This window comes from Gilliamella bombicola (assembly GCF_900094945.1).
GTDB lineage: Bacteria > Pseudomonadota > Gammaproteobacteria > Enterobacterales > Orbaceae > Gilliamella > Gilliamella bombicola.
Genome location: NZ_FMAQ01000010.1, coordinates 1 through 12,453 on the forward strand (window position 1 = coordinate 1; position 12,453 = coordinate 12,453).

Annotated in this window: 9 protein-coding genes and 1 riboswitch; of the genes, 7 read left to right on the plus strand and 2 right to left on the minus strand. The window is 37.5% G+C overall.

Annotated features, from left to right (window positions below):
• Positions 1-1,186: 1,186 nt before the first annotated feature.
• Positions 1,187-2,878, plus strand: a complete 1,692-nt coding sequence (locus GA0061081_RS08170) for a hypothetical protein (protein WP_141683355.1) — start codon at positions 1,187-1,189, stop codon at positions 2,876-2,878.
• A gap of 285 nt (positions 2,879-3,163) precedes the next feature.
• Here the strand turns inward: GA0061081_RS08170 and pssA are convergent, their stop codons facing one another.
• Positions 3,164-4,519 (minus strand): CDP-diacylglycerol--serine O-phosphatidyltransferase, encoded by a 1,356-nt coding sequence (gene pssA / locus GA0061081_RS08175; protein WP_091349561.1) that lies wholly within the window; start codon positions 4,517-4,519, stop codon positions 3,164-3,166.
• A gap of 184 nt (positions 4,520-4,703) precedes the next feature.
• Complete coding sequence (gene ydiK, locus GA0061081_RS08180) at positions 4,704-5,756, minus strand: AI-2E family transporter YdiK (protein ID WP_091349564.1); 1,053 nt, start codon at positions 5,754-5,756, stop codon at positions 4,704-4,706.
• A gap of 103 nt (positions 5,757-5,859) precedes the next feature.
• On the opposite strand from ydiK, the gene eco reads away from it, so the two are divergent.
• From eco to ribB, 6 genes are all read left to right on the plus strand, one after another.
• A complete protein-coding gene (gene eco, locus GA0061081_RS08185) occupies positions 5,860-6,354 on the plus strand; it encodes a serine protease inhibitor ecotin (RefSeq protein WP_091349749.1) in 495 nt (164 codons plus the stop codon).
• A gap of 340 nt (positions 6,355-6,694) precedes the next feature.
• Positions 6,695-7,804, plus strand: a complete 1,110-nt coding sequence (locus GA0061081_RS08190) for an extracellular solute-binding protein (protein ID WP_091349568.1) — start codon at positions 6,695-6,697, stop codon at positions 7,802-7,804.
• A gap of 101 nt (positions 7,805-7,905) precedes the next feature.
• Positions 7,906-9,042, plus strand: coding sequence for a putrescine ABC transporter ATP-binding subunit PotG (potG, locus tag GA0061081_RS08195; protein ID WP_245176386.1), 1,137 nt, complete (start codon positions 7,906-7,908; stop codon positions 9,040-9,042).
• A 279-nt stretch (positions 9,043-9,321) separates the two neighbouring features.
• A complete protein-coding gene (locus tag GA0061081_RS08200) occupies positions 9,322-10,233 on the plus strand; it encodes an ABC transporter permease subunit (protein WP_091349757.1) in 912 nt (303 codons plus the stop codon).
• Complete coding sequence (locus GA0061081_RS08205) at positions 10,234-11,235, plus strand: ABC transporter permease subunit (protein WP_209435396.1); 1,002 nt, start codon at positions 10,234-10,236, stop codon at positions 11,233-11,235.
• Between the two features lie 110 nt (positions 11,236-11,345).
• Positions 11,346-11,522, plus strand: a riboswitch (FMN riboswitch).
• A gap of 179 nt (positions 11,523-11,701) precedes the next feature.
• A complete protein-coding gene (gene ribB, locus GA0061081_RS08210) occupies positions 11,702-12,340 on the plus strand; it encodes a 3,4-dihydroxy-2-butanone-4-phosphate synthase (RefSeq protein WP_091349572.1) in 639 nt (212 codons plus the stop codon).
• Positions 12,341-12,453 lie beyond the last annotated feature (113 nt).

Sequence of the window (12,453 nt, forward strand, 5' to 3'; positions counted from 1 at the left end):
CCTTAACGCCGTATAGGCGGTTTAGAAAATAGTGTCATCAGTGTATGTAACTAGATTAATCCTTAACGCCGTATAGGCGGTTTAGAAAAAATCGACGAGTAATTACTCGTGAAGCCGGGTCCTTAACGCCGTATAGGCGGTTTAGAAATTTCCAGTTAAAACGCTCTAACAGAGACCACGCCTTAACGCGCGCAGGCGTTTAATTAAAATAAATCATATAATTATAAAAAACATAATATCTTCCAAAAAAGATGGTTGTGTTGTTTGTTTTATTCCGGCGTCAGAATGTGCCGACAACAGAGCGAGGTTAGCACGCCAAACAGGGATGTTTGGCGAGTTTGTGCTGCGTCTGGAACGCATCACAAACGGTGCGTCAAGACCGAGCGACGGCGGACAAATTTGTCTGGAACAAATTTGAACACCTGAGCATAGTGAAGGTGGCCTCGAAGAGGCGAGTATCAGGATGATACGAGTAGCGTAGCCGCAGGCCACATTCTGCAGCCAAAGCGCGGGATTGCTAAGGGAATTCGCTTTAATTCCCTTAGCTCGGACGTGGTCACTGTAGCTATTTTATTCACCTAAGCTCAAAACGTCCGAAACCACCGCACCTAATTCATTCTATCCACCAACCCAAAAAAAGACCTGATTTTCCGCCAAAAATCGGTCAGAAAAGGTATTGATTTTATTAAAGTTTTTTGAGCTATTTTTTAACAAAAACCGCCTAATAAAAACACAACAACCCATCCCAAAAACGATAGTTATGTTGTTTGTCCTATTACGGTGCGAATAATTCCCTTAGCTCGGACGTGGTCACTGTAGCTATTTTATTCACCTAAGCTCAAAACGTCCGAAACCACCGCACCCAATCCATCCTATACACCAAAACAAAAAAAAGGCCTGATTTTCCTCCCAAAAATCGTTCAGAAAAGGTATTGATTTTATTAAAGTTTTTATTTAGTGGTTTTTCGTCAAAAACCATTCCCCAAAACAGACCAACGTAAGCTGACTCAAACCTTAACAAAACTTTATAAAATTTTAACAAAAAAACTAGCGCATTATTATTCAAGCGACTATAATTCAACCGCTTTTAAAGCAAAATAATGCTAGTCAGTTGAGCAGTTAATTATAAAAAATCCAAATAAAACAAAAAATTACTTGACAGGATAATCGAAATGCGCTATCATCTTTGGCATATGGCATATGGCATATGGCCTGCCAAACCTATGCCCTAAATTTTTTTCATTTTCACCGTAGCCCAAAACCGGCTCTATTCACTTTTTTATTACCTAGTCTAGCAAAATTGTCCGATTTATCGGCAATATTCTCGTCGAGAACGAGGCACTTATCCAAGTTGCTGTTAGCTTTTGCGCCATTGCTTTTACTGCCGTACTCGGGGAGTTTGCAGGCGTTGTCAGTCCAGTCCCAGCAGGTCATTCAAGGCTCCGCACCATATTTAAGTATTGATGGTGTAACTAAAGTTGCTAGTATGGAGGACTTATTGGGAATAAGACTGCCAAATATCAGCTATATTCCTCAGGGAGCAAATAGTGCACTTTATCCTAATGCAACAATAGATCAATCTAACGTTAATGCACCGATTGAGATGTCAAATATAACGGATACATTTGCCGATATACAAACAATAGTGCCATTGGTAAATTACCCTGAAATTCAATTAAATGACTTAGTTGTTTCACCTTATAATTATGGTCATGACGATGATGGCGATGATAATATAAATGCAACAGGACAGTTAACCATAAAATGGCAAGATAAAAATGGTATAGATATTACAGGAGAGGTTAAAGCCAATCCGAATAAACGGTTTAATCTTTGTGATGGGCCTTATAAACTTACCTTAACAGCAACTGCAGGCACTTTATCGACGCAATATGGTGTTCCCAATAGTAGCACTTTTGCGGGTAATGCCCACAGTTACTATATTAATGGCAATATGAATAGGCCAGTTGCTTGCTATGCGCAACCAAATTTAGCTTATGATGACCATGCTTTTGGTACCACCATTTGGGATATGGATGGTCCAAATTGGGTTTCGTTAAAAGGGTTTGCAGTCACAAATAATAGTAATATAGCAGAGAACTTTCCGACGACGGGATCAGATAGGTTATATTTCTATTTATTATTGGGCGGGATCTCCCCTGAACAAGTTATAGCTGCAAATGGTACAACGGTGAGTGCGGTTAGCGGTAGTGGTGTATCATTATCGTTAAGCAAAGAGAATACACAACACTGGGCTATTGACATGGAGAGGATATGTAGAACTTGTATTAGAGGTGGTAACCTTTATCCAGGTGGCGATGAAGCATTGAAGATTGTATTAAAAGGTCCTTCGATAAATTCAAGTAATAAGGCTTTTTCTCCTTCGTTATTTAAGCTTTATTCTGATGTAAATCATACAAAATTACTGTATAGCTTTAAGATAGAGCGTTGGTATATCTCTCAACCAGGATCGACAGTAAAATATGGGTATGCGGATGCTCAAAACTTTTGCCGTAGTTTAGGAAATGGTTATCGAATTCCCGATATAAATGACTATACCAATGGAAATGGAGCAGGCTGGACTGAAGGTTTACCAGGAAGAAGTATTAATAACTGTCAACGAAAAGTCAGTTATAAAGATATTAGCGGTAAATGGGTTGGGGGATTATTTAACGAGTGGGGGTTTACTGCCAATACTATGAATAATTTTTATGAAGGTAGTGATTGGAATCTTAGTATTGGTAACAATTGGGCTAATGATACAGGATATTGGGCTAATTCATATAATGGCAGTCTATATAGTGTTTATTCAGCCGATGGAGGTATTGACCTGCAGAGTACAGCTAATAGTCGCTTTATGGCTTGTGTTGCCCCTTAAATCTATGTGTGCTTTTTTGTCAAACGCGATATTGTTTTAATGCAATGATGAGAATGCACCTATTTGTAGGCCTTAATCTTAAACCTAGACCGGATTTGCGCTTTTGTTGTTAAACAGCAGAAGCGCTTTTTTCTCAAAGTAAGTTAAATTTCTAAGCAGAATTTTGGTGAAGAATGATTGTTTTTAGTTCATGGTAAAAAACATCCAGTTCCTTCAGTATTGGTTTAAGGTTGTTGTTTTTATTGTGTTTTTTCAAGAAATCTTCTCTTTCAAAACATCCTGCCTTTACAACAACCGCTTAATAATTCTATCCACTTTAATGCGGCTTAGCCGCTTTATTAATTTATGGACTTGGGTAGGATAAAATTGGCTCGCTTGGATTTGTTGAAAGTGTGTAACCAACGTTGTTTTTTGACGAATCGTGTTAAGTTCTTGATTGAACTTATCTCTTAATTCTTGTTTTGGATCGTGCACTAGTATACCGTTTTCAAGGTCAAGGCGCCACGCTCGTGGGTTTAGGTTGTTGCCGGTTATGAGTGCCCAATTGTCATCTGCCCAGATGCCTTTTAGGTGATAGGTTTGAGATTCGTCTTTCCATAATCTTATTGTGAGTTGCTCTTTATCAATAAAATTTTGTAGGCGTTCAATAAAGTGTCTTAAGTTGATTTCGTATAAATAAGGCAGTCCGCCCGATATGTTAAAGGGTTGGTCGGGAGGGATATAGAAGTCGTTGGCTTCTTTGTCGCCAATGATTAATTCAACTTGACGTCCTTTGCGTAGTAAGCGAATGATGTCGCGTACTAAAATATTAGGCAAATTAAAGTAAGGCGTGCAAAAAATGATTTTTTGTTCGGTTATATTTATTAGGTGATGGATAATTTTATTGAGTGAGTTGTTACGCCCAAGCCCCATTATTGGCGCAACCGATAATGTTTCGTTGTCGGCATTGCCGTTGTATTGGTAGCTAGCATCCATTAGGTGTTGGCGCAGGGTTTTTATTTCGGATTTGATTTGTTTGCGTGTTTTGTGTACGCCTGTATTGAGTAGTTGTAAAGCCTCATACGGCATAAAGTGGTCGTTGATGAACTGCACCATGCTATCGGCTAATAGTGGATTGGTAATTAAGTGGTAGCGGTCATAACGGTATTTTTCAAGTTTATGTAAATAGACGTTGTTGATGCTTGCACCGCTGTATATGACAGTATTATCAATAATAAAACCTTTTAGGTGCAGTACGCCAAGCACTTCTCGACGGTTTACGGGTACACCATAAATAGGGATGTCGATGTCAGGGTGTTGTTGTTTGAGCTGGTAGTAATAGTTGGCGTTGGTGTGGGCTTTGTCTTCACCAATTCGCCCCCGCTGTGCGCGGTGCCAGTCAACAAATATTTTGATATCTAAATTTGGACGCTGTTGTTTGATTTGATACAGTTCGTTAAGAATTTCTTTGCCAGCTTCATCTTGTTCTAGATAGAGCGCAACAATATAAATGCGATTTTGTGCTTGTTTTATGCTTTCAATTAAAGCAAGTCGATATGCTTTAGGATCATATAAAATTTGGTATTGGTCAGCATTTTGTTGAATTTTGGCTAATTCATCAAGATGCTTGTGATGATTGTATTTTATAAATGGTATTCGCATAATCTATTTATCGTTATAACTGACCAGTTACGTTAGGATTTTATCTAAGGTAATTTAAATAAGGCCAGTAAGAATAACACTCCTTTTTATTTGTGTGCATTTTTGCTAAGTTGCTTTAGGTTAGTGTACTACGTTATACCTTTAGCAACCTGTTTATGCTTTATTGTTGGTGATAATAAATGGTTTAAGATTGTTCATCAACCCATGTTTGAATTATTTTATAAGTTAATGCTAGTACCACTGGACCAATAAATAACCCCATTATACCAAAGCCAAGTAATCCGCCAATGACGCCAAATAATATGAGTAAAAACGGTAAGTCAGCCCCTTTTTTTATTAAGTAGGCTCGCATTACGCTATCTAATGTCGTTAATATGATCGCAACAACAATTAAGACGATACCTGCAATGGTATTGCCAGCCCAAAATTGCCAAAAAATGCACCCTAGCATCACAATCACAGGGCCAATTTGTGCCACACAGCAAATAAATAAGATTAGCGTTAGTACACCAGGCAATGGCATTTCGGTTAATAGAAAACTTAATCCGCCAATTAGGGCTAAGGTGATAGCAGTAACCACAACCCCAAGTGCTACTGCGCGAATAGATTGTCCTGCAAGAGTGACGGTGGTTGTGCCGTATTGTTTTGATAGTCGATTAGCAAGTAAGTAGACGTATTTTGTGATACTTTCGCCTTTTAAAAAAAGAAGTAAGCTAAATATAATCATGACGCCAGCATGAAAGATGAATATGCCAATGTTGGTGACTTGTTCAAGTAGCCAACCTATCATGGTGCCAATATAAGGTTGTATGCTTGAGACTAAGTCAGAACCATCAGTTTGAATCAGGTTTAACCATTTTTGGTGTAGTTCAGGACCAAAAGCGGGAATGTTATTTAGCCAGTCTAACTTTGGCAACTCTTGATGTGAAAGTGATTTTGCCCATTCAATAAGGTGGTGACCATTTTGGGCTACCGAGCTAATAATTAATATAAACGGTATAATGCAAACAAGTGCTAATATGAGTGCCATTATTAGTAACGATAACCAGCGTTTGTTAAATAGCTTTTGTTGAATTTTTATCATTAGTGGCCAAGTGGCAATGACTACCATTACCGCCCAGAAGAATCCAAATAAGAATGCTTCAATAACACGATAGGTAATAATGATTAGCAACCCGATGATTAACAGGTTTAAAATCAACTTGAGTAAATCAGTAGTGTTTTTTTCTGCTGGCATTTTTTTACCATATTTATTAATCTTGATGGCGTCATTATACGCATTATCACTTCAAATTAATACGATGGTGTTTATAATTAATTATTTTAATGGAGATTTTAAAATGAAAAAATTACTGTTATTAACATTATTAGGTGTTGCGTTAACCGCGTGTGCAAATTCCCCAAAAGTGAAGCCTGTTGCGCAAAATGCCAATGATACAGCGCCATTTCCTGCAGCTCAAGTTGGCTTTACGCGTTATGCTATCCATTTGCCTGCTATTGCTAATGAGAACAATACAAAAGTTGAAGTGATCATTGGTAAAGAGATGAATGTTGATTGTAATTTCCATAATTTAGGTGGCGTAGTTAAGCAAGAAGAGCTTAAAGGTTGGGGATACTCTTATTATGTGGTTGAAAAGACCGTTGGTAACCTGTCAACCTTAATGGCTTGCCCAGAAGGTTCTAATAAAAATCAATTTGTGACAATTAACCATAATTTAGGTTTATTGAATTATAACAGTAGTTTACCGTTAGTTTTTTATGTGCCAAACGATTTGCAAGTTAAATACCGCGTTTGGCAACCTAATACCAAAATCATGCAAGCTACTGCCGAATAATAGCGGTTAATTAATTGCTAAATGGTGGTCAATTACCCCTTGAGTGGTTAAAACATAGCCACTCAGTTGCGAAAGTTTTAATATTTGATTTTTTAAGTAGACATCTTGAAAAAAAAAGGTATTTTATCCCTCGTAATGCAAGGTTAGCTCTACTCGTTCATTTATTTTATTAATGACTTGTGATTGCCTGATTACCTCGGTTTCGCTCGGCGATTGTGATATTGGTTATTTATATCATTGTTAACATCGTCGATAGCAAAATTTGGGGGTCCGTTGTGTCTTTGCAATGGGCTTGTGTCTAACATGTAATATCCCTACAACTAGAGGAGAAGTGGTGAGCATGTTTACTCAACGTAAAACAATTCTTTCAATCGTGGCTGGTGTTTCACTAGCGTTATCTCAATCTGCTATTGCTAAAGATCGCGTTGTGCATTTTTACAATTGGGCAGGTCAAATTGGTTCTAATACTATTTCGGATTTTGAAAAGGCGACTGGCATCAAGCTTGTGTATGATGTGTACGATTCAAACGAAATCCTTGAAGGTAAATTGATGGCGGGCCATTCTGGTTTTGATGTGGTTTCTCCTTCTGATAGCTTTTTAGCTAAACAAATTAAATCAGGTGTTTATTTACCGTTAGATAAAAGCAAGTTACCAAATTGGAAAAATCTTGATCCAAATTTAATGAGATTAATGGCAACGCATGATCCCGACAATAAATATGCTATCCCTTATGTTTGGATGACAACAGGTATCGGCTATAACATTGATAAAGTGAAAGAGCGCTTGGGCGAAAACGCGCCAGTTGATAGCTGGGATTTAGTCTTTAAACCAGAAAATATGGAAAAACTAAAAGATTGCGGTGTGGCATTTTTAGATGCACCAACCGAGATCTTTGCAAGTGCACTTCAATATTTAGGTAAAAATCCTAACAGTACTGACGTTAAAGATTACACTGGTGCGGCTTATGAGTTGTTAGAAAAGGTAAGACCAAATATTCGTTACTTCCATTCTTCACAATATATTACCGATTTAGCAAATGGCGATATTTGTGTGATTTTAGGTTGGTCAGGTGATATTTTACAATCACGTGATAGAGCAAACGAAGCGAAAAATGGTGTGCATATTGGTTATCAAATACCAAAAGAAGGCGCATTAGTCTTTTTTGATACCTTTGCGATTCCAAAAGATTCAGACAACCCTGACGAAGCTCATGAGTTTTTAAATTTTGTTATGAAACCTGAAATTGCCGCACAAGTCACTAACGATGTGAACTTTGCTAGCGCTAATAAAGAAGCAAATGACAAATTTGTAAAACCAGCAGTGAAAAACGATCCAGCGGTTTATCCAAAACCAGAAGTGATGGAAAAACTATTCACTTTGCAAGTTAAAGATCCTAAACTTGAGCGCGTAATTACTCGTACGTGGACTAAACTCAAGACTGGTAAATAGTTGATATTTTGCATATCGCGTTAAAATGATAATTCTAGACGGATGGGCTATTGAGTCTTTCCGTCTCGTTTTTTTTGGCTTGTTGTTATGAGGAAAATAGAGTGAACAATAAAACAACAAATCAGGTACAGCCTAAAAAAAAGATGATAACTCCACTATTGGAGATCAAAAATTTAACCAAAGTTTTTAATGATGATTATTATGCCGTTGATGATGTTAATTTGACTATCTATACTGGCGAAATTTTTGCTTTATTAGGTGCGTCAGGCAGTGGTAAATCTACGTTATTACGAATGCTTGCCGGTTTTGAACAGCCTACGTCGGGGCAGATTATTCTTGATGGTAAAGATTTATCGCAAGTTCCACCTTATGATCGTCCAATTAATATGATGTTTCAATCGTATGCTCTGTTTCCTCACATGACGGTTGAGCAGAATATTGCCTTTGGTTTAAAACAAGACAAATTAAATAAAGCCGAAATCAAACAACGCGTTGACGAAATGTTAGCCCTTGTGCATATGGAGCAATTTGGTAAGCGTAAACCGCATCAATTATCTGGCGGTCAAAGACAACGTGTGGCTTTAGCCAGAAGTTTAGCCAAACGTCCAAAATTATTGTTGCTTGATGAGCCAATGGGTGCGTTAGATAAACAACTTCGCGATCGTATGCAACTTGAAGTAGTGAGCATTTTAGAACAGGTGGGCGCAACGTGTGTGATGGTAACTCATGACCAAGAAGAGGCCATGACCATGGCAGGGCGCATTGCGATTATGAATAAAGGCCAATTTGTACAAATCGGCGAGCCTGAAGAGATTTATGAACACCCAAATTGCCGTTATAGTGCTGAGTTTATTGGTTCGGTAAATGTTTTTGATGGTATTTTGCAAGAGACGCAAGAAGATGGTTTGATCATTAGCTGCCCTATGATTAAGCATCCATTAAAAGTCGATTATGATTCGCCTGCAGTTGAAGGTGTGCCAACACAAGTCGCACTACGTCCAGAAAAAATTAAACTATGCGACGAAATCCCAGAAGATGGCTACAATGTGGCAACTGGTGAAGTCGTTGAAATCGCTTACCTTGGGGATCTGTCGATTTATCACGTTAAATTACCAAGTGGACAAATTATCATTGCACAGCTACAAAATGAGCATCGCTATCGCAAAGGCATGCCAACTTGGGGTGACATAGTTAACTTAAGTTGGGAAGTAGATAGTTGTGTTGTGCTTACTGAATAAACATAAGAGGATATCATAATGCGATCCATTGTATTAGGATTGTTGTTAAATGCATTTGTGTTGCTCAATGTTTATTTGCGTTTTGCAACAACAGGGGCGTTTGATAACTTATTTTTAGATGCGCTATTTACCGCAATGACATTGAGCTTTTTATTGTCATGCTTGGGGTTATATTTAGTAAATTATAAACCATCTAGGTTTGCTTATAGGCTGATTATTGCTGGCAGTATATTATTTGTTCCTGCGGGGCTTGTGGCAATCTATTTTGCTTATAAAAAAATGCAACAACAACGCTCAGAAGCCGATCTAATGACTCTTTATGGACGGTTAATTGTTATTGCCATTCCTTATTTATGGATGCTTTTGCTCTTTTTATTGCCATTTTTAATTGTATTTAGGATTAGTTTTTCTGAAAAAATCTTTACGATTCCGCCTTATACTGATTTGTTTAGTTTCGATGACGGATTGCTAAATATTGCTTTGAACTTTGGTTATTATATTAACTTAGTTACTGATAATATTTATATTGAGTCTTATTTAGAATCATTAAAAATTGCGGCTATTTCAACCATATTATGTATTTTAATTGGTTACCCATTAGCATGGGCAATTTCAAAATGTAAACAATCTACACGTAATATTCTATTATTGTTGATTATTTTGCCGTCTTGGACATCATTTTTAATTCGAGTTTATGCGTGGATTGGTATTTTAAATCAAGAAGGCTTGTTAAATCACTTTTTAATGTGGTTAGGGGTTATTGATCAGCCGCTGGTGATTATAAAGACTTATTTGGCAGTTTATATTGGTATTGTGTATTCTTATTTACCGTTTGTTGTGTTACCTATTTATACTTCATTAAGTAAAGTGGATTCGACGTTAATTGAAGCCGCATTAGATTTAGGTTGTAAACCAATAAGGACCTTTTTCAAAATTATTGTGCCACTTACCAAAAATGGCATTATTGCAGGCGGTATGCTGGTGTTTATTCCGGCCGTTGGTGAATATGTGATACCTGAATTATTAGGACCATCTCAAAGTATCATGATTGGTACGCAAATTTGGACTATATTCTCTCGGGATACTGATTGGCCGGCAGCATCTGCTGTTGCGACAGTTATGTTGTTGATTTTAATAGTGCCAATTTACTATTTCAATAAGTTTCAAAGCCGACAAATGGAGGGTAAATAGATGAATGATTTACCTGTTATTTTGCGATCTTCTGTGATTGTATTTATCTCATTGTTATTGGGTTCGTTAGTACTATCGATATTGATTAGTTCGGCTGGGTTAAATCTGCTTAGCAATATGAGCTTATATGTTAACTGTTTGATCTTTAGTTTTATTGTGACAGTGATTGTGACATTATCGCTCATTTTTCGATGTCTTAAAGGACTTATTTTATTGGTGGTATTTTCTTTTTTATATATCCCAATGATTATTTTAATTGTTTATTCATTTAATAGTTCTCGCTTAGTTACGGTGTGGGCTGAATTTTCAACTAAATGGTACTTTGAGCTAATGCATAATGAAGAGCTATTTAAAGCTGTTGGCCTGAGTTTAGCAATTGCCGCATGTGCAGCAACTTTTGCAACAATTTTAGGTACGCTTGCTTCTTATGCTGTTGTTCGCTTTAAACGATTTAAAGGGGCAAACCTGTTTTCATTTATGACAACAGCACCGCTTGTTATGCCTGATATTATTACAGGATTGGCATTATTGCTTTTATTTGTCGGTATGGGACAAATTCTTGGATGGCCAAAAGACCGTGGCGCAATTACTATTTGGATGGCGCATACGACCTTCTGTATGGCTTATGTAACAGTGGTGATTAGTGCAAGGCTCCGTGAACTTGATAAATCAATTGAAGAAGCCGCTTTAGATTTAGGTGCTAATCCATTGAAAGTGTTCTTTATTATTACATTGCCAATGATTGCACCGGCATTAGTTTCTGGTTGGTTATTAGCCTTTACTTTGTCTCTTGATGATGTGGTGATTGCTAATTTCGTAACGGGGCCAGGAGCAATGACCTTACCGAAGTTGATCTTTGCAAAAGTGAAATTAGGCGTCGATCCGCAAGTTAATGCGCTTGCAACTATTATTTTATTGATAGTTGGTATTATCGGGTTTATTTCATGGTTATGGATGCGTCAAGCTGAACGACGTCGAATAAATGAATCTCGTATGCATTAATACACACCGTACTTTCTATGATTGCCGCGCTTTGCGGCAATATTTCGTTTTAAAATCTCCGTGTTTTTTTTATCATTTTGTATTATAGTGTGACTTGTCAATCTTTTTGGCAAAATTCTCAGGGCGGGGTGTAAGTCCCCACCGGTGGTATAGCCCACGAGCGCTTAATTTGTCTTGTTAACTGTGGTGATTTTTTTATTGTTCAGTTAATTTTGACGGGTTAAGGTCAAGCAGATTTGGTGAAATTCCAAAGCCGACAGTTAAAGTCTGGATAAAAGAGAGTTGCTTATCTTTCCAATATTTGCTGAAAGGCAAAACCATGCTAGTCGAGCACTGCCCTGATTCTGGTATTTTATTTATTTGTACTTAATTAATTTAATGGCTAAATAGATCATCGTTAAATGGTTATTTAAAGTTGATTAAGTAAATAATGAAATGAGCAAGTGAAAATATATAGGTATTTACCATGAATCAGTTTAATTTAAATGAGTTTGGCACGCCCATCGAACGTGTCAAAAAAGCGATCGCATCAATTCAAGCCGGTCAAGGTGTGTTGGTTTTAGACGATGAAGACCGTGAAAATGAAGGCGATATTATTTGGGCTGCTGAGTCTATCACTAGCCAGCAAATGGCGCTGACGATTCGTTACGGGAGTGGCATTGTTTGTTTATGTTTGCCACAAAAACGTTGTGACGAGTTACATTTGCCAATGATGGTGGCAAATAATACTAGCAAAAATAATACAGCATTTACTATTTCGATTGAAGCCGCTAATGGAGTTACAACCGGTGTATCAGCGGCTGATCGCGTTACAACTATTAAGGCGGCGGTGAATGACAATGCTAAGCCGAGCGATCTGAATCATCCAGGGCATGTGTTTCCTTTAGTTGCTAAAGAGGGCGGTGTTCTAGTTCGCCGAGGCCATACTGAAGCGTCGATTGATTTAGTGACATTAGCAGGTTTAAAACCTGCCGCAGTTCTGTGTGAGTTAACCAACGATGATGGTACTATGGCAAGAGCACCTGAAGTGGTTATGTTTGCTAAACAATATCATATGCCCGTTGTGACCATTGAAGATATTGTTGAGTATCGTAAATCAATGTAATACAACTGTACAATAGCAAATAGTACAGCGGTATAAATAGCTTAATAATATTATTGAACATCGCCATATTCTGCTGAATTGTAGGGGGAATATGGCTAGTTATTTAAGATTAA